The organism is Ruegeria sp. BB6, from assembly GCF_056539385.1.
Map to the genome: position 1 here is coordinate 126,882 of NZ_JBQFUW010000001.1, position 24,608 is coordinate 151,489.

Annotated in this window: 22 protein-coding genes; 12 read left to right on the forward strand and 10 right to left on the reverse strand. The window is 58.0% G+C overall.

Translation table 11 applies throughout. The annotated features are described in order from the left end of the window. Window positions 1–4 precede the first annotated feature (4 nt). Together pgl and zwf are read right to left on the reverse strand one after the other, a co-directional pair. Window positions 5–676 (reverse strand): 6-phosphogluconolactonase, encoded by a 672-nt coding sequence (gene pgl, locus ACR0B7_RS00605; protein WP_170481743.1) that lies wholly within the window; start codon window positions 674–676, stop codon window positions 5–7. Further along, entirely contained in the window at window positions 673–2,121 is a 1,449-nt protein-coding gene (zwf, locus tag ACR0B7_RS00610) for a glucose-6-phosphate dehydrogenase (protein ID WP_170481740.1), read from the reverse strand. The genes pgl and zwf overlap by 4 nt, the downstream gene beginning before the upstream one ends. Window positions 2,122–2,284: 163 nt before the next feature. Between zwf and ACR0B7_RS00615 the strand changes: the two genes are divergently transcribed. Continuing rightward, window positions 2,285–3,238 (forward strand): radical SAM family protein, encoded by a 954-nt coding sequence (locus ACR0B7_RS00615; RefSeq protein WP_170481737.1) that lies wholly within the window; start codon window positions 2,285–2,287, stop codon window positions 3,236–3,238. Here ACR0B7_RS00615 and ACR0B7_RS00620 read toward each other — a convergent pair whose 3' ends face one another. Beyond that, window positions 3,239–3,937: a hypothetical protein gene (locus tag ACR0B7_RS00620; protein ID WP_170481734.1), complete on the reverse strand. Its 699-nt coding sequence runs from the start codon at window positions 3,935–3,937 to the stop codon at window positions 3,239–3,241. Between the two features lie 70 nt (window positions 3,938–4,007). After that, complete coding sequence (locus tag ACR0B7_RS00625) at window positions 4,008–4,277, reverse strand: usg protein (RefSeq protein ID WP_170481731.1); 270 nt, start codon at window positions 4,275–4,277, stop codon at window positions 4,008–4,010. A gap of 192 nt (window positions 4,278–4,469) precedes the next feature. On the opposite strand from ACR0B7_RS00625, the gene gyrA reads away from it, so the two are divergent. Both gyrA and ACR0B7_RS00635 read left to right on the forward strand, forming a co-directional pair. Next, complete coding sequence (gyrA, locus tag ACR0B7_RS00630; protein WP_170481728.1) at window positions 4,470–7,196, forward strand: DNA gyrase subunit A; 2,727 nt, start codon at window positions 4,470–4,472, stop codon at window positions 7,194–7,196. Window positions 7,197–7,360: 164 nt separating this feature from the next. After that, window positions 7,361–8,917, forward strand: a complete 1,557-nt coding sequence (locus ACR0B7_RS00635; RefSeq protein ID WP_170481725.1) for a YARHG domain-containing protein — start codon at window positions 7,361–7,363, stop codon at window positions 8,915–8,917. A 43-nt stretch (window positions 8,918–8,960) separates the two neighbouring features. Here the strand turns inward: ACR0B7_RS00635 and ACR0B7_RS00640 are convergent, their stop codons facing one another. The 3 genes from ACR0B7_RS00640 to ACR0B7_RS00650 are packed head-to-tail and all read right to left on the reverse strand — an operon-like array spanning window position 8,961 to window position 12,380. Beyond that, the gene (locus ACR0B7_RS00640) at window positions 8,961–10,430 is read right to left on the reverse strand and encodes a carboxypeptidase M32 (protein WP_170481723.1); all 1,470 of its coding nucleotides are present in this window, start codon (window positions 10,428–10,430) and stop codon (window positions 8,961–8,963) included. Window position 10,431: 1 nt separating this feature from the next. Next, window positions 10,432–11,577 carry a heme A synthase gene (gene ctaA, locus ACR0B7_RS00645; RefSeq protein WP_170481719.1) on the reverse strand — a complete coding sequence of 382 codons (1,146 nt, stop codon included), beginning with the start codon at window positions 11,575–11,577 and terminating at the stop codon, window positions 10,432–10,434. Window positions 11,578–11,636: 59 nt separating this feature from the next. After that, the gene (locus ACR0B7_RS00650) at window positions 11,637–12,380 is read right to left on the reverse strand and encodes an RNA methyltransferase (protein WP_170413413.1); all 744 of its coding nucleotides are present in this window, start codon (window positions 12,378–12,380) and stop codon (window positions 11,637–11,639) included. 164 nt (window positions 12,381–12,544) lie between these two features. Here ACR0B7_RS00650 and ACR0B7_RS00655 point away from each other — a divergent pair, with 164 nt between their 5' ends. The 4 genes from ACR0B7_RS00655 (at window position 12,545) to ACR0B7_RS00670 (ending at window position 15,754) form a co-directional block, all read left to right on the forward strand. Next, the gene (locus ACR0B7_RS00655) at window positions 12,545–13,162 is read left to right on the forward strand and encodes a thiamine phosphate synthase (protein WP_170413416.1); all 618 of its coding nucleotides are present in this window, start codon (window positions 12,545–12,547) and stop codon (window positions 13,160–13,162) included. Between the two features lie 45 nt (window positions 13,163–13,207). Continuing rightward, complete coding sequence (locus ACR0B7_RS00660; RefSeq protein ID WP_170481716.1) at window positions 13,208–14,101, forward strand: PfkB family carbohydrate kinase; 894 nt, start codon at window positions 13,208–13,210, stop codon at window positions 14,099–14,101. Beyond that, on the forward strand, window positions 14,098–15,012 hold the full coding sequence (locus ACR0B7_RS00665; RefSeq protein ID WP_170481713.1) for a pseudouridine-5'-phosphate glycosidase: 915 nt from the start codon (window positions 14,098–14,100) through the stop codon (window positions 15,010–15,012). Before ACR0B7_RS00660 ends, ACR0B7_RS00665 begins: the two co-directional genes overlap by 4 nt. Before the next feature lie 64 nt (window positions 15,013–15,076). Beyond that, window positions 15,077–15,754, forward strand: coding sequence for a DUF502 domain-containing protein (locus tag ACR0B7_RS00670; protein WP_170383071.1), 678 nt, complete (start codon window positions 15,077–15,079; stop codon window positions 15,752–15,754). On the opposite strand, the gene ACR0B7_RS00675 is transcribed toward ACR0B7_RS00670, so the two are convergent. Together ACR0B7_RS00675 and ACR0B7_RS00680 are read right to left on the reverse strand one after the other, a co-directional pair. Further along, the gene (locus ACR0B7_RS00675; RefSeq protein WP_170482069.1) at window positions 15,755–16,783 is read right to left on the reverse strand and encodes a patatin-like phospholipase family protein; all 1,029 of its coding nucleotides are present in this window, start codon (window positions 16,781–16,783) and stop codon (window positions 15,755–15,757) included. A gap of 62 nt (window positions 16,784–16,845) precedes the next feature. Next, on the reverse strand, window positions 16,846–17,619 hold the full coding sequence (locus ACR0B7_RS00680; RefSeq protein WP_170481710.1) for a 3-hydroxybutyrate dehydrogenase: 774 nt from the start codon (window positions 17,617–17,619) through the stop codon (window positions 16,846–16,848). A gap of 290 nt (window positions 17,620–17,909) precedes the next feature. Here ACR0B7_RS00680 and ACR0B7_RS00685 point away from each other — a divergent pair, with 290 nt between their 5' ends. Together ACR0B7_RS00685 and ACR0B7_RS00690 are read left to right on the forward strand one after the other, a co-directional pair. Next, window positions 17,910–19,724 carry an extracellular solute-binding protein gene (locus ACR0B7_RS00685; RefSeq protein ID WP_170576610.1) on the forward strand — a complete coding sequence of 605 codons (1,815 nt, stop codon included), beginning with the start codon at window positions 17,910–17,912 and terminating at the stop codon, window positions 19,722–19,724. Window positions 19,725–20,208: 484 nt separating this feature from the next. Next, entirely contained in the window at window positions 20,209–20,445 is a 237-nt protein-coding gene (locus ACR0B7_RS00690; RefSeq protein WP_170383065.1) for a hypothetical protein, read from the forward strand. On the opposite strand, the gene ACR0B7_RS00695 is transcribed toward ACR0B7_RS00690, so the two are convergent. After that, a complete protein-coding gene (locus tag ACR0B7_RS00695) occupies window positions 20,434–21,057 on the reverse strand; it encodes an XRE family transcriptional regulator (protein WP_170383063.1) in 624 nt (207 codons plus the stop codon). The two genes, ACR0B7_RS00690 and ACR0B7_RS00695, sit on opposite strands and share 12 nt — an antisense overlap. 64 nt (window positions 21,058–21,121) lie before the next feature. Here ACR0B7_RS00695 and ACR0B7_RS00700 point away from each other — a divergent pair, with 64 nt between their 5' ends. The 3 genes from ACR0B7_RS00700 (at window position 21,122) to ACR0B7_RS00710 (ending at window position 24,580) form a co-directional block, all read left to right on the forward strand. Further along, on the forward strand, window positions 21,122–22,639 hold the full coding sequence (locus tag ACR0B7_RS00700; RefSeq protein WP_170481705.1) for a class I adenylate-forming enzyme family protein: 1,518 nt from the start codon (window positions 21,122–21,124) through the stop codon (window positions 22,637–22,639). After that, window positions 22,636–23,295 (forward strand): DsbA family oxidoreductase, encoded by a 660-nt coding sequence (locus ACR0B7_RS00705; protein WP_170413429.1) that lies wholly within the window; start codon window positions 22,636–22,638, stop codon window positions 23,293–23,295. The genes ACR0B7_RS00700 and ACR0B7_RS00705 overlap by 4 nt, the downstream gene beginning before the upstream one ends. Before the next feature lie 76 nt (window positions 23,296–23,371). Then, a complete protein-coding gene (locus ACR0B7_RS00710; RefSeq protein ID WP_170576611.1) occupies window positions 23,372–24,580 on the forward strand; it encodes a multidrug effflux MFS transporter in 1,209 nt (402 codons plus the stop codon). Window positions 24,581–24,608 lie beyond the last annotated feature (28 nt).

A 24,608-nucleotide genomic window follows, 5' to 3' on the forward strand; every position in this document is an offset into this window, starting at 1 on the left:
GCTGTCACTCCGCCCAGTGTACCGTCATACCGCTTAGTACCGCTGCGATCGGCGCCTCATCCGGGTGCAAGGTGAGTGCGCGGTTCAAAGCCTCGCGCTTTGCGGCTCCGAAAATCACCAGATGTTTGGACAACGCCCCATCCAAAATCGGCGCCGTCAGGGTGATACGCGCCTCCGGCTGGACTTCGGTCCGGGCGATTGCCAGCGGCGGGGCGTGGCTATCAAGGGCTGCCTCCAAACCCTGCATTCCGGGAAACAGCGATGCGGTGTGCATGTCTTCCCCCATCCCAAGAACAAGAACAGACAGGGGAAGGACCGGAGTGATCAAGCTTTCGATTTCCGGCAGCACCGCCTCGGGGTCTTTGCCGTCCAGATATAGCGGAACGTATTGCGCCGCAGATGCACGATTTGTCAGCAGACGCTCGCGGATCAGTTTTTCGTTGGATCGGTCGCTGCTGCCCGGCACGCAGCGTTCATCCGTAGGAAGAACGCGCACCCTGTCCCAGTCCAGATCAGCGGCGCACAATCCGTCAAAAATCGGCCCCGGAGTAGTGCCGCCCGGAACCGCCAACGAAACCATATCATGATGCAGCAACGCGGCGTCCAAATCTCCGGCCAATACGTTGGCGACGTCGATGGCCAGCATGTCCCTGTCGGCGTATTCCTGAATTTTCATGGGTTTATCCCTTGCCAGCGGCGACCATCTCGTTTCATCAGCAGCTCGGCGTCGCCCGGTCCTGTGCTGCCACTTTCGTAAGGTTTCGGAACGTCTCCGCGCGCACGCCACCCCGCAATGATCGGATCAGTCCACGCCCATGCAGCTTCGACCTCATCCCCACGCATGAACAGGGTCTGGTTGCCGCGGATGACATCCATCACCAGCCGTTCATAAGCATCCGGCGGATCCTGATTTTCCGGCCCCAATGCCTCGGCAAAGCTCATATCCAAGGGCACATCGACCAGACGCATCCCCCCTTGCCCCGGTTCCTTGATCGTCACTTTGAGCGTGATACCTTCATTCGGCTGAAGGCGGATCGATAGTACATTAGCATGGCGACCGTCCTGTTCGCCAAAGATGGAATGTGGCGCGTCCTTGAACATCACGTTAATCACCGAAGATCGGGCTACCAACCGCTTGCCCGTGCGCAAGTAAAACGGAGTTCCCGCCCATCGCCAGTTGCTGACATGCGCCCTCAGCGCCACGTAACTTTCCGTGGTGGAACGTGGATTGCCAACGATCTCACGATAGCCTGGCCCACCTCCTTCAAACTGACCGCGCACGATGTGATGCGGCTCGACCGGGTCCAAGGCGCGGATGACCTTCAACTTTTCGTCTCGCACAGCGTCTGGATCGAATTTGGCCGGCGGCTCCATCGCGATCAGGCACAAAAGCTGCATCAGGTGGTTCTGCATCATGTCGCGCATCGCACCAGCGCGTTCATAATACCCCTCCCGACCGTCGATCCCCACGGATTCAGCCACGGTGATCTGGATATGATCCACGTACTGGCTGTTCCAGAGAGGCTCGAACAACATATTCCCGAACCGTACAGCCATCAGGTTCTGAACGGTCTCTTTGCCCAGATAGTGGTCGATCCGGTAGATTTGTTTTTCGCTGAAATGCACGGCCAAGGTTGCGTTCAGCGCGCGTGCGCTCTCCAGATCATGGCCAAAGGGTTTTTCAACAACTATCCGTGTCTGAGGGGTCGCAAGGTCATGAGATTTGATCCGCTCGGCCAAAGGGCCGAACAATCCCGGCCCTACCGAGAAATAAAACGCACGCACGCGATCTGGCTTCAACTTGCCGGATAGCTGATCCCACCCATCGTCCGCAGCACCGTCAAGCGCCACGTATTCAACGCGTTCCAAGAAAGCGCTCAGCGCGACCGAGTCCAAACAATGTGCAGGCGCATGGATCGCCAGCGATTCGGCAACCAGATCACGAAAGTCGGCACTGTCGTGTTTCGTCCTGGCCGCGCCGATGATTTGCACCCCATCGGCCCACTGGCCAGCGCAAAACCGACGAAACAGAGCCGGAAGGATCTTGCGCTGCGCCAGATCACCGGTTCCGCCAAAAATGACCAGATCGAATGGGTCAACGGGTATGACACGAGAAACCATGCGTTTTCCTTACCTTGCCCCAAAGGTCATGTCCAATGTTAGCGCAACCACTACTGCAAATTTCCGCAACATCAAATCTCTGTCAGGTTGTGCGCACCCTACTTAACGAACCGCAACCAAAAAGCTAAGTCAGTGTAAGGACTTCAAGGAACCGGAAACCGGAATGAAAGACGACGCCCCAAGCAGCGCCAATATCGGCAAGTTTCAGAACAAATTGGTCACAGCAGACGGACAGGCCCGCGCGTCCGTGGCACTGAAAAACCCCGAAACCCTTTGGTTCAACACGGGCACCTTGTGCAATATCGAGTGCCTCAATTGTTACATAGCCAGCAGCCCGACAAACGACGCTCTGGTCTACATTACCGCGGATGAGGTGTGCGACTTTCTGGATCAGATCGAGGAACGGAATTGGCCTGTGCGTGAAATCGGGTTCACGGGCGGCGAACCGTTCATGAACCCCGAAATGATCGAGATGGCACGCGCCGCGCTTGAACAGGGTTATGAAGTGTTAATCTTGACCAATGCCATGCAACCTATGCTGCGCCGAAAAATGCGCGATGGGTTGCGGGACTTGCGTCAAGACTTTGGCGACAAGCTGTCATTGCGTATTTCCGTTGATCATTATCGTGCTGAACTGCATGACAAAGAGCGTGGTGAAGGCAGCTTTGAAAAGACCGTGGCTGGAATGGAGTGGCTGCGGGACAATGGTTTCAAGATGGCCGTAGCCGGGCGAACGGTTTGGGACGAAACGGATTCACAAAGCCGCGCGGGATATGCGGCCTTTTTTAAGGCACAGGGGTTTGACATCGACGCGCAGAACCCGGCGCAGACCGTCCTTTTCCCCGAGATGGACGAAACTGCCGAAGTTCCTGAAATTACAACCGCTTGCTGGGGGATATTGGACAAGTCTCCTGAGGCGGTAATGTGCTCAAATGCGCGGATGGTGGTAAAGCGCAAAGGCGCAGAAAAACCTGCAGTGCTTGCCTGCACGCTTCTGGCCTACGAGCCAGAGTTCGAGATGGGCCATACGTTGGCCGAGGCCGAGGCCGACGTCCACCTGAACCACCCGCACTGCGCAAAATTCTGTGTTTTGGGCGGGGCAAGCTGCTCTGGCTGATCAGTTCAGTTCAGGAGATTTCCAGTATTTGGTTCCCGAGGCACCAGCGGACACACGCCACCCTTTCTTGCTGAGCACAAAAAAGGACCGACCATCGGTAAAGCGCAACGTTTCGTCAGTGCGTTCATCCCCGTACATTGCGGCCGATTCAGCGGTCGCGTCATAGCCCTGAGCGATGAACTTGTCCAAATCCGCCTGCGTTTCAAACAGGATAACAAATTTGGTCTCGAATCCGCCAATTCCGATCGCCGCCCCAACGCCGCCAGTACCCATGTTCATATAGACGTGCTGGCCAGTTTCCTTGGACACTGCAACACCGCGCCCGTACCCAGCCGACACAGGGAAAACTGTCACCTTCCGCGAATCAAAAACGGCATATCCCGCGCTGACATCGTACAGTGCCTGCGCCTCTGGATTTTCGGCCAATAATTGCGCCAAGACATCGCTTGCCATGACATCCAGCTTGGCGCGTGTTTCTTCCGGGGTTGCTTCGTTTGACAGCAAATCGGCAGTAGAGTCGATCGTATCGTCAACCGCGCCGACACCTTTTTCAACCGTACTCCCGACACTCTCAGCGCCACGACCGATGGCATCCGCAGTGTTTTCCGCGCCCTTTTTGATTTTATCCAACACCCCCTGAGCGTCTGCGGACTGGCAAAGAAGTGTCGCTGCGACGGCAAGAAACAAACCACGGTGCATAAAGCGATTCCATATGTGACCAACAAGTTGTCCGTCACTTTAACCGATGTTGGCGCAATGAAAACGCCGTTCAATTCACCCGAAACTCACCCACCACATTTCGCCATTCGCCAGGCGCGATCATCTTGCGATGTGTGAACCGGACCGAGTGCAGCGGCCCCTCAATCTCTCGCTGCCAGAAATCTATGAAATCGAACAGTTTCGGATGATCGGGCGCAAGATCATAATCCTGCCAAATAAAGGTATTCAGAACGTGGATGTAGTCGGGCATGTGATAGAAAAATTCCGCCGTCGTCAGCCCGTATCCCTTGAGCATTAATTCGGTTTCGCTTTGCTCCATGCAGACCTCCAATTTCTTGCAAGGTCTCTTTAGGGTAGCACAGAAATCACCAAATACTTGGATAACAATATGTTACCCCAGTGTTACCGTGGTTTTTCGCTCGAAATGCTCAGCTTGCTTGCACCTTATGTGCCGGGTCTGATAAGATGCACACACAAGATATAGACCCAAGCCAAAGATCGGGCAGTTTACGTGAGCGATACGCCAGAAACCCCAGAAAACATGGATGAAACCCCGCCCGAGCGTCCCGTTTATGACGGCCCGACGGTGTCCATCGAATCCGAGATGCGCACGTCCTATCTGGACTATGCCATGTCGGTCATCGTGTCCCGCGCGATCCCTGATCTGCGCGATGGCTTGAAGCCGGTTCACCGGCGCATTCTCTACGCCATGCACGAAACCGGGAACACGCACGATAAGGCCTATCGCAAATCGGCGCGTCCGGTGGGCGATGTGATGGGTAAGTACCACCCGCATGGCGACAGCGCGATCTATGACGCGCTGGTGCGGATGGCGCAGGATTTCTCGATGTCGCTGCCGCTGCTGGATGGACAGGGCAACTTTGGCTCGATGGACGGCGATAATCCGGCGGCCATGCGTTATACCGAAGTGCGGATGGACAAGCCTGCCGCGTCCCTTTTGGCCGATATCGAAAAAGAAACGGTCGATTTTCAGGACAACTATGACGGCAAAGATAAAGAGCCGACCGTCCTGCCCGCCCGTTTCCCGAACATGCTGGTCAATGGTGCCGGTGGTATCGCCGTGGGCATGGCGACGAACATCCCGCCGCATAACCTTGGCGAAGTCGTCGATGCGACTCTGGCCCTGATCGACGATCCCGACCTGACATCCGAGCAACTGATCGAATACGTCCCCGGCCCCGATTTCCCGACCGGAGGCGTCATGTTGGGACGTTCTGGCGCGCGCAAGGCATATCTGGAAGGTCGTGGCAGCGTCATCATCCGCGCCAAAACCCGCGTCGAAGAAATCCGCAGGGACCGTTATGCCATCGTCGTGGATGAGATTCCCTATCAGGTTAACAAGGCCGCGATGATCGAAAAGATCGCCGAAGCGGTGCGCGAGAAGCGCATCGAAGGCGTGGCGCATGTACAGGACGAATCCGACCGCAATGGCGTGCGGGTTGTCGTGGAACTTAAACGCGATGCGACGCCCGAGGTGGTCTTGAATCAGCTCTATCGCTTCTCTCCTATGCAGACCTCGTTCGGCTGCAACATGCTGGCCCTGAACGGTGGCCGGCCCGAGCAATTGACCCTGCGCCGGTTCCTGACCTCGTTCATCGACTTCCGTGAAGACGTTGTCGCCCGCCGCACCGCATATGACCTGCGCAAAGCGCGCGAGCGCAGCCATATCCTGTGTGGTTTGGCCGTGGCCGTATCGAACGTGGACGAAGTGGTCGCCACCATTCGGTCCTCGGCAGACGCAGCCGAGGCGCGTGAAAAGCTGATGACCCGCCGCTGGCCTGCGGCTGAGATCGAAGGCTATCTGCGCTTGATCGACGATCCTCTGTCCAAGATGAACGACGACGGCACCTATAACCTGACCGAAGTTCAGGCCCGTGCGATCCTTGAGCTGCGCCTGCAGCGCCTAACCCAACTGGGCGTCAAAGAGGTCACGGACGAGCTGGAGCAGCTGGCCGCCAAGATCAAGGAATACCTGGATATTCTGTCCTCTCGCGAGCGCATCATGTCGATCATCGGCGATGAGCTGCGCGAAGTTCGCGACCAGTTCGCCGTACCCCGTCGCACCGAGATCGTCGACTGGTCTGGCGACATGGAAGACGAAGACCTGATCGAGCGTGAAGACATGGTCGTGACCGTCACCTCCGGCGGATACATCAAGCGTACCCCTCTGGCCGATTTCCGCGCGCAAAAGCGTGGCGGCAAGGGCTTGTCGGGGATGCAGACCAAGGAAGAAGACGTCGTCACCAACCTCTTTGTGGCGAACACGCATACGCAACTGCTGTTCTTCACCACCGAAGGGATGGTCTACAAGCTCAAGACCTGGCGTCTGCCGCAGTCCAGCCGAACCGGTAAGGGCAAGGCCATCGTCAACATCCTGCCGATCCCCACGGGCGTTTCTATTGCCGCGATCATGCCCGTCGATGTGCCGGATGAGGAATGGGAAAACCTGCAAATCGTCTTCGCCACCAGTGCGGGCGACGTGCGGCGGAATCGTTTGTCAGATTTCACCAATGTGCGCCGCAACGGTAAGATTGCGATGAAACTGCCCGAAGGTGTGGAACTGGTGAACGCCCGTATTTGTTCCGAGGACGAAGACGTGATGCTGGTCACCAATTCGGGCCGTGCGATCCGCTTCCGCACCACCGATGTCCGCGTCTTTAACTCGCGCGAGTCGACCGGTGTACGTGGCATCAGGCTGACCAACGGCGACCGCGTTGTCTCGATGTCCGTCATCCGCCATTTCGAGGCCGGGCCGGACGAGCGAGCCGCCTACCTAAAGATGCGCCGCCTTATGGCTGGCGTCACGGATGAGACCGAGGCGGATGAGGACGAAGGTAATGCAGACAGTGTGTTGCCCCAGGAACGCTATGCCGAGATGTCGGCGGCCGAAAACCTGATCCTGACCATTACCACAGGCGGCGCGGGTAAGCTGAGTTCCAGCCACGACTACCCTGTGCGGGGGCGTGGCGGTATGGGCGTCGCAGCCATGGACAAGGCCATGCGCGGCGGCGAACTTGTGGCCTCGTTCCCGGTAGAGATTGACGACCAGATCATGTTGGCGACGTCCAAAGGCCAGTCGATCCGTGTTCCGGTTGACGGCATCTCATTCCGATCACGCAGCGCGGGCGGGGTGAAAGTCTTTAACACCGGTAAGGGCGAAGAGGTTGTGAGCGTCGCCTGGATTGCCGATCAAGGCGACGAAGACGCGGCAGAATAGCCTTCTGACAATCAAGTCCCCCGCAGCACAAGTTGCGGGGGATTTTTTTTTGGGCTCACCGTTGGCCGCACCATACTCCCTTTACCACGCACCCGGCTCTCACGTTTTTCAGGTAGACGGAACGCCGATACAACCCTTTGAAAGTCAAACAGATAGAAGTCAAAATGATTACGTTCCCAAGTTTCTTCCGATCTTTGTTCCACGCTTTGATACTGTTTACGGCTGCCCCAACATTTGCGGCAGAACTGTTTGTTATGCCCGGCAGCAGGGCAATGTACTCGTCGGAATACGCCCAATTTGCACCTGACCGAACTCTTGACGAGAAATACGAGCAATGTGACCTGCTTCTGACCGGAGGTATCGTTCGCGGTGACCTTCGGCGCTTTCATCAGCTTTATGACTACTGGGACGACGACGAGGGCGGTTCGTATACAACGTTCATAGAAGACGCCACGCTTTGCCTTTCAAGCCCTGGAGGGGATCTGTACGAAGCCCTCCGAATTGCGAGTTTCTTCCGCTATATCGACGCCGATTTGCATACAACCGTTCTCAGCGGAGACCTGTGTGCGTCTGCCTGCTCCATCCTGTTTCTTGCCGGTGCTGATTTCTTTGAAGGCGAAAGCTATTCGACTTTCGCCACCCGTGCGATTCAACCCGGTGCCCAGCTTGGAGTTCACGCCCCCCGCATCGAACTGGGCGGAGAAGGCCCATACTCCAAGCATGACGTCGAAAGTGCGTATTCTTCAGCGATCATTAGTTCGGCAAAGATTTTTGAGTTTTCTCAAGAGCTTGACGTCGAGGGGCGGGCCTATATGAACCCATACCTGTATCAGCGAACACTCAGCACTCCTCCGCAAGACATGTACTATATCGACACTGTGGGCGATGCGATTCTTGGCGATGTCCCGGTGTCAGGTGTCAAACTGCATGCCACGTTGAACGAGACCCTGATCGACACCATTTGCGACAATGCATTCATGCTGGACGACGGTCTGTTTGACTGGGCCTTTGGTCCGACCTGGAAACGCCATCCGCTTGCATCGGCCAAAGAGATCGCTTGGGACTTCTACGACATGCTTGACGATGTTGAGACACAGGAATGGGACCCCGATCCCGACTACCGCACAAACACGAAGGTCGAACAGGTAAACCACACCGCCTATGGCTTCAAACGCGGCTATCAGGTGAGCGGACCATACTACGCCCAAGATTGCCTAGTTCGTATCGACACATCCGCCGATGTTGGCGATGATGTCTATCTGGCCAACCACGAAGACATCTGGTCCGCCAATTTCGACAGCCCCAAAATTCAGATTATGGTTGCCGAGCAATTCCCTCATGGTTTTGCAGACAGCGACGAAGACTACGTCGCACGCCCTTCTACGTATTGGGAAGCCGAGGCCACATCAGAAGAAGCGCAAATCCGGGAATACTCGGCATTGATGGCCTTTCCCTTTGAGATGCCATTGGCAGAATTGCCGCGCCAAGCCCCCAAGCCGGAACAACCACCTGAACGATCACTTCACGACTTTGACTGTGACGAATTGTGGTATGCCAGAAACTACCTGTTTCACATCAACGGGTATTGCTTTGGCTCCGACCGCGGCAAGAGCGTTTTCAGCAACGACGAATGCTTTACCAAGTCACCAGAACTGGACGATGTGGAACAGACCCTCATGAAGGTCATAAAAGCCCGCGAAAAAGAGCTGTCCTGCAACTGATCCTCTACCTAAGAAAGCGGACTGCAGCCTAAGAAGGCTGCGGTCACAGCCCGTAAAGACCGCCGAACTTGCTTTCTAGATAGTCCAGCAGAGGATCTGCGCTGGGCTCTATCCCACTTGCCCTGCGAATGACTTCACGTGGGGCGAACAACCCTCCGTGACGCTGTACGGTATCCCTCAGCCACCCAGTCGCCCCGCTTGTGTCGCCCTGCGCAAGCTGCGTGTCCAGGCTGGGGACAGACGTTTGCAGCGCTTGATACAGACATCCTGCATAGACGTTGCCCAAAGAATAGGTCGGGAAATACCCAAACAGCCCAACTGACCAGTGCACGTCCTGCAAACATCCGTTGGAAGGCTTATCGACTGCGTACCCGAAATCAGCTTTGAAACGGTCGTTCCACGCAGTTTCAAGGTCTTCGACCTGCAGATCACCTGACATCAGGGCGCGCTCAAGATCGAACCGCAGCATGATATGCAGGTTGTACTGAACCTCATCCGCTTCGGTCCTGATATAGCCGTTGTGCACACCGTTCACGGTGGCATAGAAGGTGCCCTCGTCCGCGATCCCGAAGTCGCCAAAGGCTTCTGTCATCTGACGGAATAGCCACCCGGTAAAGGCACGCGAACGCCCAATCTGGTTCTCGTAGATCCGGCTTTGGCTTTCATGAACACCCATCGAAACACCGCTTCCAAGCGGGGTCAGCGCGTAGGCTTGGTTGATGCCCTGTTCATAGGCCGCGTGACCGACCTCGTGAATCGTCGAATAGAAACAGTTGAACGGGTCTGTCTGACTGGTACGGGTGGTGATCCGAACGTCCAGCCCACTACCCGAGCTGAATGGGTGAACGGCCTTGTCCACTCGACCTGTGTTCAGGTCATAGCCGAAGGTGGTGGCCAATTTCTGAGACAGCCGCATTTGCGTTAGCTCATCAAACGTGCCCCTCAGCGTCTGAGCAGCAGGTTTGTCCAGCACCGCCGAACGCAGAGCGACCAGTCTTGGCCGCATCTGATCGAAAATCTCGGCGATCTGCGCTCCGGTCGTGTACGGCTCGTAATCCTCGACCATCGCGTCGTAAACATCGCCACCCTGCGCCAGCGCCTCGCCTTCTTCACGCTTCAGGGCGACGACCTCTTTCAGCACGGGCAGAAAGGCTGCCACATCCTCGTCCGCACGCGCCTGCGCCCATGTGCCCTGCGCGGCCGAGGTAACGCGAGCGATGGCTTTGGCCAGATCAGCAGGCACCTTGATCGTGCGCTCATAAGATCGGCGGATTTCGCGCAGCTGCGCCTTGCCGACCTCATCCTGCGGATCGGCTTGCTCTAACCATTCGGCCACGCGCGGGTCCGAGCGGCGGGCATGTAGAACAGCCTCAATCGCGGCCATTTCCTCGGCCCGTTGCGGGGCGGCCCCGCGCGGCATCACCGTTTCCTGATCCCATCCCAGCCGCCCGGCAATCTGCCCCAGCGCCGAGGTTTCGCGTTGAAAGGCCATCAGGTCGTCAAAAGCGGTCATGTCACGCTCCGCGGATCGAGGTTGCGATTGGATAGGCGGTTAGGAACCGCGCGCGCAGGATCAGAGTCCAGACGACAACGGCCATGAACTGATGGAAAATCGCGATCTGCCACGGAGCGGCATAGACCACGGTCGCGATCCCGATCACCACTTGTAGCAACAGTGCGGCGAAGGCTGCGTTAAAGGCGAAACGGGTTTGCGGATGCGCACTGGTACCGCCGCGCCGCCAGACAATTGCGCCAAAGATCAGCAACAAATAGCCCGCGCAGCGATGGATGAACTGCACCAGACCGGGGCTTTCAAAAAAGTTGCGCCACATCGGTTCAAGCATCGTGGCATCAGACGGCAAAATCTGCCCGCCGATCAGCGGCCAGTCGGTATAGGACCGCCCCGCGTCGATCCCGGCTACCAAAGCGCCGAACAGAATTTGCAGGAACGCAAAGTGCATCAGACCGGTTGAAAGAGAGAACAGCTTCGCCTCTTTCGCGCGTCGGGCCTGCATCAGGTCGCGTTCCTCGCGGCCCAGCTCGAAAATGTACCAGGCCAGAAAGCCAAGGATCACAAAAGCCAGACCCAGATGCACCGCAAGACGATAGCTGGCGACAGCGGTTATCCCCTCGCCCTGCGTCACGCCCGAGGCGACCATCCACCAGCCAACGGCCCCTTGCACGCCGCCCAGCACGCCGGGGATCAGCAGCTTAACGATCCAACCGGTCGGAATTTTACGCGCCACAAGGAAACCGAAGAACCCGATCGCCCAGACCAGACCGATCACGCGGCCCAGCTGACGATGGCCCCACTCCCACCAGTAGATAAATTTGAAATCATCCAACTCCATCCATTGGTTCTGAATGCGCCACTGGTCGATCTGTCGGTATTTGTCGAACTCGGATTGCCAGTTGGCCTCGGTCATCGGTGGGATGGCCCCAGTAATGGGCCGCCATTCTGTGATCGACAAGCCGCTATCGGTCAGGCGTGTCAGCCCACCCACGGCAATCATGATCACGACCAGCGCAAACAGCACCATCAGCCACGCCCGGATCGCCTTGCGCGCACCACCGCGGCCGCGGTCGATCATACCGGGCTGAACCGCTTCTTGTTTCTCGTCGCCCGAGACCTCTTGGAAGATGCTGCGCTTACCGCTCATGCTGTCCTCATGTCCTTGTTTCGTCGCAAGCTAGGGTGAAGCGGAAGAGAGGTCCAGCCTCAGCCCTTTTCCTTCCAGCGGACCATCTGACGCATGATCCCGTGCAACATCTGCACATCCGCCCGCGTCATCCGCATCCGCGACCACAGGTTGCGCAGGTTGGTCTTCATCCCCTCGGCCTTTTCGGGAGGGTAAAAGAACCCCGCCTCGTCCAGCCGATCCTCATAATGTTCAACCAGTTTTTCGACCTCGATACCCGTGGCCCAGTCGCCCTTGCCCAGATCGGTGGCCTCATGAACGACATCCGCGCTTTGGCGCATCCATTCATAGGCGGTCAGCAACACGCATTGCCCAAGGTTGAGCGAGGCATATTCCGGGTTCACCGGGACCGAGATAATGGCGTTGGCCTTGGCGATATCCTCATTCTCAAGCCCTGCGCGTTCGGGGCCGAAAAGCACGGCGACCTTTTCACCCGCCGCCACTTTTTCGGCCGCAATCTGCATGGCGCGCTCGGGACTGTAGACCGGCTTGGTCAGGCCGCGCTGGCGTGCGGTTGTGGCAAAGACAAAAGTGCTATCAGCCAGCGATCCGGCAAGATCGTCGAACAACTGCGCCTCATCCAGCAACCGCCCCGCCCCGCTGGACATGGCCACGGCCTTTGGGTTCGGCCACCCGTCGCGCGGGGCCACGATCCGCATCCGGTCCAGCCCGAAATTCCACATCGCGCGCGCGGCGGCTCCGATATTCTCACCCATCTGAGGGCGCACGAGCACAAATGAAGGCTGGGGCTGATCGCTGGGCATGGCTATCTCCGAAAAACTCCGGCCTGCTCTAATCCCCCCGCCTGATTAGGGCAAGCCGCCCCTGCTTCTTCTGTTCCCAAATACTTCCGCCGGAGGCATAAAAGTTTGCTTCCCCCGCTCAATCCGCTAAACCGCGCCGAGAACTGGAAACCGAAGGACGCGCCATGGACACCCCCGAGCAGCCGCAGATTTACCTGATTACGCCTCCGACCATTGCGCTCAGTACCTTTCCCGAACAGTTGGGTCGCGTGCTGGACAGCGCCGAGATCGCCTGTATCCGCTTGGCTCTGGCCGGAAATGACGAAGACACCATCGCCCGCGCGGCTGACGCCTGCCGCGAAGTCGCCCATGCGCGCGACGTGGCCATCGTGATCTCGAACCATGTCCTGCTGGCGCAACGGCTGGGCTTGGACGGGGTACATCTGGATGACGGCTCGCGCTCGGTTCGCGCTGTGCGCAAAGAACTGGGCGCGGATGCCATCGTCGGCAGCTTTTGTTCGGCCTCAAGCCATGACGGTATGACCGCCGGTGAAAACGGCGCGGATTACGTGGCTTTCGGCCCGGTTGGTACATCTACTTTGGGTGACGGCACCATCGCTGAAAAAGACCTATTCCAGTGGTGGTCCGAAATGATCGAGGTGCCGGTTGTCGCCGAAGGCGGCCTGACGCCCGAGCTGATCCGCGACCTCGCCCCCCATACCGATTTCTTTGGCATCGGCGACGAAATCTGGTCACAGGATGATCCGGTTGCCGCTCTGAAAGCGCTCACTGACGCGATGTGAGCGTTAACCCTTGCACCGGCGCTGACGCTGCGGCATGACACGGGCATGACTCAGAACAGCAACATCCTGTGTATTGGCTCGGTCCTGTGGGACGTGATCGGACGCTCGGCCAGCGCCATGCGGCAGGGATCGGACGTGCCGGGGCGGATCACCCGCCTGCCCGGTGGCGTGGCCATGAATATCGCTATGACGCTGGTGCGGTTCGGCATGACGCCAACGCTGCTGACCGCCATTGGCCGCGACCCCGAAGGTGATGAGCTGGTCAACTCCTGCGCCCGATTGGGGATGGTGACAGATCACGTCTATCGCTCGCAAGATTTGCCGACCGACCGTTACATGGCCGTCGAGGGCGCTAACGGACTGATCGCCGCCATCGCCGACGCCCATTCGCTTGAGGCAGCGGGGGCCAAAATCCTGCGCCCGCTGATGCACGGACCTTTGGGCTATGAGAATACACCGTTTGAAGGTCCGATTGCACTGGACGGCAACCTGACGCTGGCGCTGTTAGAGGAAATCGCCCAAAGCCCGGCCTTCGCCAAGGCCGATCTGCGCGTGGCCCCGGCCTCACCCGGAAAGGCCGAGCGCTTGCTGCCCTTCCTCAAACATGCCCGCGCGACGCTTTACGTAAACCTCGAAGAGGCCGGCATCCTGTGTCAGCGCGAATTCACTGATTCCGAATCCGCCGCCAAGGGTCTGCTGGACCGTGGCGCGCTGCGGGTGCTTGTCACGGATGGCGGTAGCTCTGCCACCGTCGGCACCGCAGATGAAATCCTGACCCAAACACCCCCGTCCGTTCTGGTCACCCGTGTGACTGGCGCGGGTGACACATTTATGGCGGCCCATATCGCCTCAGAATCCGGCGGAGCAACCAGCGACGAGGCTTTGACCCGCGCCCTACACGCCGCCGCAACCTACGTTTCCGGAGAAACCCCACTGTGATCGACATTCACTACTCAGCCGAAGTGCGCGCCGCCAAAGACGCAGGCCAGCCCATCGTTGCGCTGGAAAGCACCATTATCACCCACGGGATGCCCTACCCTCAGAATATCGAGGTTGCCGCGCAGGTCGAACAGGACATCCGCGACGCCGGCGCGGTGCCCGCGACGATGGCGGTTATCAAGGGCACGCTGCATGTCGGGCTTGAGGCAGACGAACTCACGTCTCTGGGGCAGTCTCAGAACGTTGCCAAGCTGTCCCGTGCGGACATGGCCGCGTGTATGGCCACCGGCGGCACAGGCGCAACAACGGTTGCCGCCACCATGATCGCGGCCCGCTACGCCGGGATCGAGGTCTTCGCGACCGGAGGTATTGGCGGTGTCCATCAGGGGGCCGAGACATCCTTTGACATCTCTGCCGACCTTCACGAACTTGCGCAATCGCCCGTAACCGTTGTGGCCGCAGGCGCAAAAGCGATACTGGACTTGGCCAAAACGCTGGAAGTCTTGGAAACGCTGGGGGTTCCGGTCATTGCTTATGGCCAGGATGAATTCCCGGCCTTCTGGTCCGCAAAGTCCCAATTCGACGCCCCTTTGCGTATGAACAGCCCGGACGACATTGCGAAATCCCACGCGACCCGGCGCGCGCTCGGTCTGCCCGGTGGCCAGCTTGTCGCCAACCCCATCCCGGCTGAAGATCAAATCCCCGCCGAAGAGCTGGCCCCCATCATTGCCTCGGCTCAGGCTGACGCTGACGCGCACAGGATCTCAGGCAAAGGCGTCACGCCCTACTTGCTGCAACGGATCTATGAGCAAACCGAAGGCCGGTCGCTAACGGCGAACATCGCACTGGTGCGTAACAACGCGCGACTGGCGGCCGGGATAGCGCGCGCACTGTCAGAACGAAGCGAATGACATAACCCTATTGTACCAAGACCCCGGACTGCTTAACTAATTCGGCAAACCACTCAGGACCGCAATGAACACACCGTTTGATGAAGAACCGCACCGTCGCCCGGGACTTTTCTCCCGTCTGCGCGCCTCTTTTCTGACGGGCATTGTAGTCATTGCGCCGGTTTGGCTGACGATATGGTTGATCTGGTCGGTTGTTGGCTGGATCGACAGCGCGGTTCTGCCCCTGATCCCACAGCGGTTTCAGCCTGAAGAATACGTAGGCATCAACCTGCGCGGCGTCGGTGTCGTCATTTTCCTGATCTTTACCGTGATCGTGGGCTGGATCGCCAAGGGGATTTTGGGACGCTCACTGATCCATTTCGCCGAAAGCCTAGTGAACCGGATGCCGGTTGTTCGTTCGGTCTATTCCGGGATCAAACAGATTTCGGAAACCGTATTTGCCCAGACCGAGCGCTCCTTCGAGAAAGCCTGCCTGATCCAGTACCCCCGCCGGGGAATCTGGGCTATCGGTTTTGTCTCGACCACTGCGAAGGGCGAGGTCACACTGCACGCAGAAACCGCGGGCGAGCTTTTGAGTGTGTTCGTTCCAACGACACCAAACCCGACATCGGGCTTTTTGCTGTTCTTCCCTGCCGAGGACGTGATCCTTCTGGATATGTCGATTGAAGACGCGGCCAAGTTGGTGATTTCCGCAGGGCTTGTTTACCCCAACGAAAAAGACCCGACGCAGCCGCCTGAGTGATCAGCCGAACATCTCGGGCAGATTGACGGTGCTGCGTGCCCCAAGCTCGTCCTTATGGTTCGACAGAAACCGATCTGCGGCCCCGCGCCCCGCATCCTTGAGCTTGTGCAAAATCACCGGATTTGGGACCGTCTTGGTCGCCACCGACAGATCATTCATCAACTCGTCATCCGCGATCATGTGAACCAGTACGCGGCTCATCTCTCCGGCCTTGAGTTTGCCGTCCGCCAATAGCCGCTGAACAAAGCTGATAGCGCGCAGTTCCCGAAACAAGGACGAGTTGAAGCTGATCTCATTGATACGATTCTGAATCTGCTGAGGGGTTCGCGGAACCTCGTTCCGCTCCAGCGGGTTGATATTCACGATCACCACATCGTCGGGCAGGTCTCCGTTGAACAAGGGATACAGCGCCGGATTGCCGGTATATCCACCGTCCCAATAGGCCTCGGTCCGGCCGGATTTCGGATCGAAAATCTCGACCGCCTGAAACAGGTTCGGCAAACAGGCCGAGGCCAAAATAGCATCCGTCGAAACCTCGTGTCCGGTAAAAACCCGTATCTTTCCGCTGCGCACACAGGTCGCGCAAACAAAAAGCTGCGGCCCTTGATCTGCGCAAATCTCGTCGAAATTGAACCGGTCCACCACGGGCTCAAGCGGATTGCGATAGAATGGACCATAGGCGTAGGGCGAAACCATCCTTGACCAGGCATCGCCAACGGAAAACGGCAGCGAATATTCCATCGCCTGCGCGATCTGCGCAGGTTCCAACGACTGCATCCAATTGGCGAGCCGCATGTCCCCGACTGCACCCATCCGGGACCACAAGCCGTTCAGACTTTCCCGCGCCCCGAAGCGTCCGTCGCGTACCATGCCGGACTTGAACGCCGCCCCGTTCAACGCCCCGGCCGAAGTTCCGGTGATCGCCGCAACCTCGATATCTTCTTCATCCAGAAACCGATCCAGCACGCCCCAGGTAAACGCCCCATGCGCACCACCGCCTTGCAGAGCCAGATTGATCCTTTTCACGATCCCACCCCTTCTTCTGTTTCAAAAATACTTCGGGGGTGTGGGGGCAGCGCCCCCACGTAATCTCACAAAGCGGTCCAGCCGCCATCCACGGAAATCGTCGTCCCCGTGATCTGCGCCGCCGCGTCCGAGCACAGGAACACCGTGGTACCCCCCAGCTGTTCAACCGTTGCAAATTCCTTCGACGGCTGCCGCTCTAGCAGGACGTTCATCACGACGTCCTCACGGCTCATGTTGTATTCCTTCATTGTGTTGGGAATCTGGGCGTCAACCAATGGCGTCAGCACATAGCCCGGACAAATCGCGTTGCAGGTGATCGGCTCCTGCGCAGTCTCAAGCGCGACGGTTTTCGTCATCCCCACCACCCCATGTTTGGCCGCGATATAAGCCGCCTTGTAGGGTGAGGCAGTCAGACCATGCGCCGACGCGATATTGACCACGCGCCCCCATCCGGCCTTGCGCATCATCGGCAGCGCAGCAGCGGTCGTGTGAAAGGCCGAGCTCATGTTGATCGCAATGATTGCGTCCCACTTGTCGACCGGAAACAGGTCGATCGGAGAGACATGCTGAATACCCGCATTGTTGACCAGGATATCGCAGGCCCCCGCCTGTTCGATCAGGGCGCGACACTCATCCCCCTTGGACATATCCGCCTTGATGTAGCGCGCGTTGGTGCCGGTCTCTTGGGAGATTTCAGCGGCTAGGGCGTGATCTTCATCCAGATCAGTGAAAGAGTTCAAAACCACGTCCGCCCCAGCCTTGGCCAGTTCGCGCGCAACCCCCAAACCAATCCCTGAATTCGACCCCGTTATGACTGCTGTTTTCCCTGCAAGGCTCATGGCCACTCTCCCTCAGACTCCATGTTGGCCACACAGTGCCATGCTGCACATGCAAAGAAAACGGGGAATGAACCAAGCGGCTCGCTTAAAGAACCAGCACAAAAAAAACGCCCGCACGAAGCGGGCGTTAAGTTATTGAGGCAGGTTTCATACAGGCAAGAAACCTATCGAGCAGTGCACCCTTTATAGGCAATTCCACGCTTCCGTCCAAGCTAAAAGTTTGAAAAGAAGAAAAATCATCGGTACGATGAATCCCAACAAAATAAGGCCAGAGCAGGATTGTTTCCAAAATGAGCCCCGATTTTCTACGACCCGTTCGCCAAGTGACCACGGGAATCACTCTGCTTTTGGGCGCATCAATCGCCAATGCAGATTCGTCGCATGGCATAGCTATGTACGGGGACCCCGCCCTACCACCGGATTTTGTGTCTCTGCCTTACGCAAACCCCGACGCGCCGAAAGGCGGGAAAGTCGTGTTCGGAAATACCGGCGGCTATAACAGCTTGAACCCGTTCGTGCAAAAAGGGACCTCTCCTTGGCAGTTGAGGTTTTGGACGCATGAAAGCCTGATGGGGCGTTCTTGGGATGAACCCTTCACACTTTACGGCCTGTTAGCCGAATCAGTTGAGACTGCTCCGGACCGGTCTTGGGTCGAATTTACGCTGCGCGAAGGGGCGCAGTTTTCGGACGGAACCGCCGTCACGGTCGATGACGTCATCTGGTCGTATGAGATTCTGGGCACCGAAGGGCACCTTCGGTATCGCGGTCTTTGGGGCAAGATCGACACCATCGAAGCGACCAGCCCCCGGACCGTGCGGATCACATTCAATGAACCCGACCGCGAGCTTGCTTTGATCGCCGGGCTGCGTCCGATCCTGCAAAAGGCTCAGTGGGAAGGTAAGGATTTTGCCAATGCCGCGCTGCACGATATTCCCGTCGGCACCGGACCCTATGTAATTGACGGGTACGAGGCTGGTCGGTTCGTCAATCTGCGCCGTAACCCTGACTATTGGGGCAACGATATCCCGTTCCGTCGCGGAACGATGAATCTGGATGAAATGCGGATCGAGTTCTACGGCGACGGCACTGTTCTGTTCGAGGCGTTCAAAGCCGGAGAATTGACCGCCGTGCGTGAGTTCAATGCTGATAAATGGGAAACTCAATACAATTTCCCTGCTGCTCAGCGAGGCGATATCGTCAAAACCAAAATCCCGCACGGCAAGCCGTCGGGTATGACCGGCTATGTCATGAATACCCGCAAAGCGCCGTTCGACGACTGGCGCGTTCGCGAAGCCCTGACGCTGGCCTTCAATTTCGAGTTCATCAACGACACGATCACGGGCGGTGCGCAACCCAGGATCACGTCCTATTTCTCGGGTTCGGATCTGGCCATGCAGCCGGGTGCGGCGACAGGCCGTGTTGAGGAGCTGCTTCAGCCCTACGCCGCAGACCTGCCGCCCGGAACGCTGGAGGGGTATGTCCTGCCGGAAGGTGACGGATCGGCCCGCAACCGGTCAAACATCCGTAAGGCCACTAAACTGCTGTCCGACTCAGGCTGGACCATTCAGGACGGCGTCCTTCGCAACGCCAATGGTCAGGCATTCACGCTGAACGTGCTGCTGCAACAGGGCGACAGCGAAGGCGAGACCGCCATCGAAATCTATACCCGCGCGCTGGAGCGTCTGGGGATTCAGGTTTCGACGGAACAGGTAGACAGCGCGCAGTTCACGGGGCGTACCTCTGATCTGGATTTTGACATGACGTTTTTCCGGCGCGCGCTTTCATTGTCGCCGGGTAATGAACAAAGACTTTATTGGGGCAGCGAGAATGCCGATACCCCGGGTACTCGCAACCTGATGGGTGTCTCCTCTCCCGCCGTGGACGGGTTGATTGACGCCATGCTTGCGTCAGAAAGCCATGAAGACTTTGTTGCCGCCACCCGTGCGTTGGACCGTGTGCTAACTGCCGGTCGGTACGTCATTCCAATCTGGAACTTTGATGTCGGGCGAATTGCCCACGCCAAGGAACTGAAACAGCCGGAAACTTTGCCAATTTACGGGGATGGGCCGGAATACATGCCGCAGGTTTGGTGGTTCGAGGAATAATTCAGGCAACCGCACCTTCGCTGGAACGGCAGCCGACGCCTACGGCTGCCCGGCTTTCGGCGGAAAACAGCAAATGCCTGCCGTTTCTCCACATGTAGCGGTACCGGAATTTTCGTTCCGCTACAACTTGAGCCGCATACTATTGACTGTTTCATACTGGAATTTCCACACAAAGGGCTTTACGCAATACATCTTTGCGATGTAACCTAAGGGCATTATTGCGCTTAGTGTTTTCTGATTATTGCTTTGACTTTAGAAACATAGCTTTTTCTCAGCAACGCAGCGCACAGAATTCGCGGACCAGCTTCCACTCACTCCAGTCTTAGGTCCGTATGCCCGTTGCGGATTGCCTGCAACGGGCACCTTGCTTCTCAGGAAAGTCGATACGCAGTGCGACATTTTGTCATACGCTGATGTGACAGCCCCCTCCGTACCCTGTTTGTGGCCGAGCAGCTTTGAAACCTGGAAACCGGAAAGCTTGCAGATGTTGAACTGGAATGATCTGACGCAAGATTGGGATGCGATGTACACGCGCGCCAAGCGGCGATTTCCGAACCTGCGCGACAAGGACAAACTGCTGCTCAGCAAGGATCGCAAAGGGTTCGAGGCGTATCTTGCCGAACGTCACCACCTGACAGTGAACGAAGCCCATGAAGAACTTGAGGACTTTCTGTTCACCGAGGGTCTGAATCGAGAATTCAGCCGAACCCTAAGTAAGTGATGTCACCCAAAGAATAGTCGCGTCTTCGTCACTGACAGACACCACGTTGTGGCCCATGCTACCGTCGTAATAGGCGCTATCGCCGCGGCGCATTTCAACGGGTTCGTAGAACTCGGTGTACAGGTGAACAACGCCCGTAAGCACGTATAGAAACTCTTCACCGTCGTGACGCACCCAGCCGTCGAACTCGTCCATCGAACGTGCGCGCACTCTGGCTCGGTATGGCAACATCTGCTTTTTCGTCAGCGTCTCGGCCAGCAATTCATGCTCATAGGTGGTGGTTGGATGGGCGGCGCCCTCACCCATACGCGTAACGGCCATCCGGCCGATCACCTGTTCTCGCTGCGGCGGCGTAAACAACTGAGGCACTGATATCTCAAGCCCGGTCGCCAACTTCTTTAGCGCGTCGTAGGTCGGAGACATCTGACCGTTTTCAATCTTGCTGAGCGTTGACCGCGCCAGCCCCGCCTGCGTTGCGGCCTGCTCGAGCGTCCAATTCCTTGCCTTGCGCAGTTCGCGCACGCGCGCGCCAAGGTCCAACGGCTCAACTTCCGTTGGTTCGCCCGAGTCGCGGGCAATTCGTATCAGGGATGTCTGGTCTTGGGTGCTCATGCGCCATTCATAGGGCCAGCCAGACCTGCTTGCAACGCAACATACGCCACGTTAGCCAGACGATATGCTTTCTGTTTTCGATCAAGGCCCTCCTCCTCGCTGTCCCGCCCCTTTCAATCTGGCGGCTCATGTGCTGCGGCAAGCGGACCGAAACGCCGAAAAAACCGCGTTATCGGTGCTTGGGCAGTCTACTGCCGAACACTGGACATACAGCGACCTAAAGCAAGCCATTCTGGGAACAGGCACTGGCCTGCTGCAAGCTGGGCTGAAACCCGGTGACATCGCGCTGATGCGGTTGGGAAACACCGTGGATTTCCCGGTGGCATATCTGGGCGCGATCTCTGTTGGCATCATCCCCGTGCCGACCTCGTCGCAACTGACCGAACCTGAAACAGCCCGCATGATACAGGAACTGACCCCGGCGGTCGTGCTCAGAGATCCAACCGTTTCCTGTGCCCCTCATCCGTTTCAGATCGAACTCGCCGACCTTGCCGAAATGAGGAGCCTACCCGCCGCACCATATCAAATGGGCGACCCGGATCGGATGGCCTATGTCGTCTACACCTCGGGCACTTCGGGGAGACCTCGGGCCGTTGCCCATGCGCACAGGGCGATTTGGGCACGCCAGATGATGGTCGACGGCTGGTACGGTCTTCGTGAGACGGATCGCCTGTGTCATGCCGGCGCGTTCAACTGGACCTACACGCTGGGCACTGGGTTGATGGACCCGTGGACCATCGGCGCGACCGCTCTGATCCCCGAGCCGGGTACGGACTTGTCCACGCTGCCAACTCTTTTGCGCGATCAACGCGCCACCATTTTCGCCGCCGCCCCCGGTGTTTTCCGCAAGATCGTGAACGTGGCACCGGACCTGCGCCTGCCCCATCTGAGGCATGGCCTGTGCGCCGGAGAAAAGCTTTCGCCGACGCTCCACGCACAGTGGAAACGCGCCACCGAAACCGAACTGTATGAAGCCTATGGCATGTCCGAGTGTTCAACCTTCATCTCGTCCAGTCCCGAGCACCCCGCGCGAGGCGAGGCGCTGGGACAACCGCAACCCGGTCGCCGCGTGGCGATCCTCGGGCCGGACGGCCCGGTCCCGCAGGGGCAGGAAGGCACTATCGCCATCCATCGTTCGGATCCCGGCCTGATGCTGACCTATCTGAATGCCCCGGACGAAGCGCAGGCACGGATGCAGGGCGATTGGTTTCTGACCGGGGATCAGGGTGCAATGGCGGTAGATGGGCAGATCACCTATCTGGGCCGCGACGACGATATGATGAACGCTGGCGGGTATCGCGTGTCCCCGGTCGAAGTTGAGGCCGTGCTGTCCCAATACCCCGGCATCACACAGGTTGGCGCTGCGGCAGTTGAGGTAAAACAGGACACATTCGTGATCGCTGCTTTCTATACCGGCCCGGAAAAGCTGGACGAAGATGCGTTGCGCACCTATGTCGAGGCAAATCTGGCGCGCTACAAACAGCCGCGCGCCTTTGTCCACCTGCCCGAGCTGCCAACCGGCGGCAATGGCAAACTCCTGCGCCGGGCGCTTCCGGCCTATTTCAAGGCGACCACCGAATGACCCAGACCGTCAAACTTGACATCATGTCCGACCCGATCTGCCCGTGGTGCTATATCGGCAAGACCCATCTGGACAAGGCGCTGGCCGCGATCCCAGATCATCCCTTTGTCATCGAATGGCACCCTTTCCAGCTTAACCCTGATATGCCCGACGCAGGCATGGACCGCCGCGAGTATCTGGAACGCAAGTTTGGCGGCAAGGACGGTGCTGTCCGGGCCTATGCTCCGGTCGTCGAGCACGCGGAAAATGCCGGCCTCAAGATCAATTTCGAGGGGATGAAGCGCACGCCCAACACGCTGGACGCCCACCGCCTGATCCATTGGGCCGGGATCGAAGGGAAGCAAAACGCAGCCGTTGACGCCCTGTTCGACGCCTATTTCGTACAGACCCGCGACATCGGAGATCACGAAGTACTGGCCGATATTGCCGATAGCATCGGCATGGACGCGGCCGTCGTGCTGAAACTGCTGAAATCAGATGCCGATCGTCAGGATATCAGCGACCGCGACACGCATTCGCGCCAGATGGGGGTAAGCTCTGTGCCGACCTTCATCGTCGCCAACCAGCACGCGGTTCCCGGTGCCCAACCACCGGAAATGTGGGAGCGTGTGATCGGTGAAATCATGTCTCAGCTTGAGGCTTCCCCTGCAAATTAGCACAGACCTCTGTGCACAATTGATCTCTGGCGCCACCTGACCCACCGTGATAGCGCGATCGGGTCAGGAGGTTGAAATGGCTGATCGCATGTCTCGGGGAGAGTTCGTCGCACTTGTCGCGATGATGTTCGCAACAATCGCGTTCTCGATCGATTCCATGCTGCCCGCCCTTCCTGAAATTGGCGCGCAGCTTAGCCCTAACGATGTGAACAAGGCTCAGTTGATCCTGACATCGTTTGTGTTGGGTATGGGGATTGGGACATTTTTCACCGGTCCTCTTTCTGACGCTTTTGGCCGCAAACCGGTCATCTACGTCGGGTCCGCACTGTATATCCTGGCCGCTGCAGTTGCGTGGACCAGCTCCTCGTTGGAAATGCTGCTGATTGCTCGCGTCGTTCAAGGCATTGGCAGCGCGGCACCGCGCGTTGTGGCCATGGCCGTTATCCGCGACCTTTATTCGGGCCGAGAGATGGCGCGCATTGTCTCGATCGCCATGATGATCTTCACTCTGGTCCCTGCGATTGCGCCCATGCTTGGGGCCGGTGTTATCGCATTGACCGGGTGGAGGGGAATTTTTGCCTCGTTCATAGTGTTTTCTCTGATCACCATCTTCTGGATGGGATTGCGCCTGCCCGAGTCTCTTGCAGTTGAAAACCGCAGGCCGCTTTGCCTGCCCTTGATGATGGATGCCGCACGGCACATGTTTGCGCACCCGACCGTGCGGGTTTCGATCATGGTGCAAACTTTGTGCCTGGGGATGCTGTTCACCATGCTGACGATGGTGCAGCCAATCTATGACATCATCCACGACAGCGCCGAGAGCTTTCCGTTCTGGTTCGGTTTCGTGGCGCTGATGTCTGGCTCTGCCAGCCTGCTGAACGCGGCATTGGTTATCAAGCTGGGCATGCGCAGAATCGTGACGTGGGTTCTGGGTGCTCAGATCGTGTTTACAACCTCGGTCATCATTCTGAACACGGCAGACTTGTCGCCAAGTGTGTCCTTCGCCGTTTTCGTAAGCTGGCAGACCGCTGTGTTTTTCATGGCAGGTATGACCATGGGCAACCTGAACGCCATCGCGATGGAGCCGATGGGCCACATCGCAGGCATGGCAGCCTCGGTCATCGGAGCGATTTCAACGGTCTTCGCCGCCGCGATTGCAGCACCGATTGGTCTGCTGTTTGACGGCTCAATCGCGCCTCTGGCGGCCGGAATTCTGACGATGAGCACGCTGGGCTTTGGCCTTATGCTGCACATGGGGCGGATCGAAAACAGATTGCTCGCCTGATCTGTGCAGTCCCGGTGAATCAGGCTAG

What these genes read in the sequence shown, in the direction of transcription:
- ACR0B7_RS00640 (WP_170481723.1), bottom strand. Translation starts at nt 10,430, where the DNA reads ATGACCGCTTTTGACGACCTGATGGCCTTTCAACGCGAAACCTCGGCG.
- ACR0B7_RS00655 (WP_170413416.1), top strand. Translation starts at nt 12,545, where the DNA reads ATGGACACCCCCGAGCAGCCGCAGATTTACCTGATTACGCCTCCGACC.
- pgl (WP_170481743.1), bottom strand. Translation starts at nt 676, where the DNA reads ATGAAAATTCAGGAATACGCCGACAGGGACATGCTGGCCATCGACGTC.
- ACR0B7_RS00690 (WP_170383065.1), top strand. Translation starts at nt 20,209, where the DNA reads ATGTTGAACTGGAATGATCTGACGCAAGATTGGGATGCGATGTACACG.
- ACR0B7_RS00705 (WP_170413429.1), top strand. Translation starts at nt 22,636, where the DNA reads ATGACCCAGACCGTCAAACTTGACATCATGTCCGACCCGATCTGCCCG.
- ACR0B7_RS00650 (WP_170413413.1), bottom strand. Translation starts at nt 12,380, where the DNA reads ATGCCCAGCGATCAGCCCCAGCCTTCATTTGTGCTCGTGCGCCCTCAG.
- ACR0B7_RS00710 (WP_170576611.1), top strand. Translation starts at nt 23,372, where the DNA reads ATGGCTGATCGCATGTCTCGGGGAGAGTTCGTCGCACTTGTCGCGATG.
- ctaA (WP_170481719.1), bottom strand. Translation starts at nt 11,577, where the DNA reads ATGAGCGGTAAGCGCAGCATCTTCCAAGAGGTCTCGGGCGACGAGAAA.
- ACR0B7_RS00660 (WP_170481716.1), top strand. Translation starts at nt 13,208, where the DNA reads ATGACTCAGAACAGCAACATCCTGTGTATTGGCTCGGTCCTGTGGGAC.
- ACR0B7_RS00635 (WP_170481725.1), top strand. Translation starts at nt 7,361, where the DNA reads ATGATTACGTTCCCAAGTTTCTTCCGATCTTTGTTCCACGCTTTGATA.
- zwf (WP_170481740.1), bottom strand. Translation starts at nt 2,121, where the DNA reads ATGGTTTCTCGTGTCATACCCGTTGACCCATTCGATCTGGTCATTTTT.
- ACR0B7_RS00625 (WP_170481731.1), bottom strand. Translation starts at nt 4,277, where the DNA reads ATGGAGCAAAGCGAAACCGAATTAATGCTCAAGGGATACGGGCTGACG.
- ACR0B7_RS00615 (WP_170481737.1), top strand. Translation starts at nt 2,285, where the DNA reads ATGAAAGACGACGCCCCAAGCAGCGCCAATATCGGCAAGTTTCAGAAC.
- ACR0B7_RS00685 (WP_170576610.1), top strand. Translation starts at nt 17,910, where the DNA reads ATGAGCCCCGATTTTCTACGACCCGTTCGCCAAGTGACCACGGGAATC.
- ACR0B7_RS00680 (WP_170481710.1), bottom strand. Translation starts at nt 17,619, where the DNA reads ATGAGCCTTGCAGGGAAAACAGCAGTCATAACGGGGTCGAATTCAGGG.
- ACR0B7_RS00620 (WP_170481734.1), bottom strand. Translation starts at nt 3,937, where the DNA reads ATGCACCGTGGTTTGTTTCTTGCCGTCGCAGCGACACTTCTTTGCCAG.
- ACR0B7_RS00670 (WP_170383071.1), top strand. Translation starts at nt 15,077, where the DNA reads ATGAACACACCGTTTGATGAAGAACCGCACCGTCGCCCGGGACTTTTC.
- ACR0B7_RS00695 (WP_170383063.1), bottom strand. Translation starts at nt 21,057, where the DNA reads ATGAGCACCCAAGACCAGACATCCCTGATACGAATTGCCCGCGACTCG.
- ACR0B7_RS00700 (WP_170481705.1), top strand. Translation starts at nt 21,122, where the DNA reads ATGCTTTCTGTTTTCGATCAAGGCCCTCCTCCTCGCTGTCCCGCCCCT.